We start from the raw sequence: 1674 nt of genomic DNA, 5'->3' as shown, positions 1-1674 counted from the left end.
GCGGCGGGGGCAGGCGTTCACCCGCCGAACCGCGACCGGCTGACGCTGTAACCGACGAGGACGCTCAAGCGCCCGCTCGAACGGTCCTCGCGAACGGCGGCACTTGCGTTTACCTTCGCGCGGCTCCGCTGCAAGCCTGCATGCGCGCGGCGACGACGACCCGCAAGACCGGATGGACCGAGGCGACCATGGAAGATCACAGCCCGGCTGCGGCCCCGACGCTTCGCGATGTCGCCCGTCATGCCGCGGTGAGTCTCGCCACCGCCGACCGCGTCGTGAACCGACGGCCGGGCGTGCGCTCGGCCACCATCGAACGGGTGGAGGCGGCAGTGCGCGCGCTCGGCTTCGAGCGCCATGCGGGGGCGGCGGCCCTCGCCCGGCGATCGGGGTTCCGCGTCACCGCGATCCTTCCCCGCTTCGCCAATCCGTTCGTCGCCGGGCTGGCCGCCGAACTCGGCGAAGCATGCCGCATCGAAGGGCGGCGCCGGCTGAACCTGATGCTGGACGAGGTGGACAGCTTCTCGCCTGCGCTTCTGGTGGATGCCGTCCGGAAGGCGGCGGCGACGGGCGATGCGCTGATCGCGATGGGGCTCGACGACCCGGCCGTCGCCGCCGCCATCGATGCGGCGGTGCAAGGGGGCGCTCCCGTGGTCACCCTGGTCTCCGACGTGCCAGGGTCGGCCCGGCATCGCTATGTCGGCATCGACAACCGCGCCGCCGGGCGCGTCGCGGCCACCCTCGTCGGACGCTTCGCGGCCGATCCGGTGGGCAAGGTCCTCGTGGTGCTCGGCTCTTCGAGCCTTCGCGACCACCGCGACCGGCTGGACGGATTTCGAACCGCGCTGGCGCACGACTTTCCCGGTATGGAGATCGCCGCCGTGGTCGAGGGCGAGGACGATATCGAGCGGACGCGCACGGCGGTCGCCCGGGCGCTCGATGGCGAGGTCCCGCCCTCGGCGGTCTACAGCGCCGGCGCGGGCGCGACCGGGCTGGCGGCAGCCCTCGGCGTTCTCGACCGCAAGCCGGTGGTGATCGGCCATGAACTGACCGCGGAAACCCGCCCCCTTCTCGAAGCGGGGTTCCTCGACGCGCTGATCGTGCAGGATCCCGGTCACGAGGCACGATCGGCCGTGCGCATCCTCATGGCCGCGCTGACCGGCACGTCGCTCAACGAGAACCAGGAGCGGATTCGCATCGAGGTCCTTTTCCGGGACAACCTGCCGTAGGGAGAGTTGCCAGGATATGCGTCCTGGGCTACGCAGATGACGGGAATGAGGTACGTAACTCAAACCGGCGGGACGGAGGATCGACCGCTTCGCCGAAGACCGAACCAGGCAGGCGGCCGCAGGCGGAGCGAGGCCGGATCCGCAGCCTTGCTCGGCCATCGAAACGGCCAGTGTGCCGCGGTCCGTCGCCACGCGCGGGGATGCGGCCGGACTTCGAGACGTCATGCCGAGGGAGGACGGGTCGCGGGACCCGGCGTCGGCAGCTACAAGGGGAGACCATCACATGAATCGCAGAACCATGCTTCTGGCGGCGACCATGCTCGGCCTGGGCCTAGGCCTGGCATCGCCCGCCGCGTTCGCGCAGGAGAAGGGCACCGTCGGTGTGCTCATGCCGACCAAATCCTCGCAGCGCTGGATCCAGGACGGTGACAATATCGTCAAGCAATTG

The 1674-nt window shown here is 70.3% G+C and carries 1 protein-coding gene and 1 pseudogene; both read left to right on the top strand.

Annotated elements, in window-relative coordinates; genetic code table 11:
- The first annotated feature begins 188 nt into the window (after positions 1–188).
- Positions 189–1226: a LacI family DNA-binding transcriptional regulator gene (locus AUL34_RS08780; protein ID WP_192845720.1), complete on the top strand. Its 1038-nt coding sequence runs from the start codon at positions 189–191 to the stop codon at positions 1224–1226.
- A gap of 298 nt (positions 1227–1524) precedes the next feature.
- Positions 1525–1674, top strand: a pseudogene (locus AUL34_RS22210) (sugar ABC transporter substrate-binding protein); the annotation flags it as partial.

It is taken from the genome of Aureimonas sp. AU22 (assembly GCF_001463745.1).
Lineage (GTDB): Bacteria > Pseudomonadota > Alphaproteobacteria > Rhizobiales > Rhizobiaceae > Aureimonas.
Note: the sequence above shows the minus strand (reverse complement) of the source record. Positions and strands in the feature narration are given on the sequence as shown.

Coding starts and splice junctions, on each gene's coding strand:
- AUL34_RS08780 (WP_192845720.1), top strand. CDS start 189: ATGGAAGATCACAGCCCGGCTGCGGCCCCGACGCTTCGCGATGTCGCC.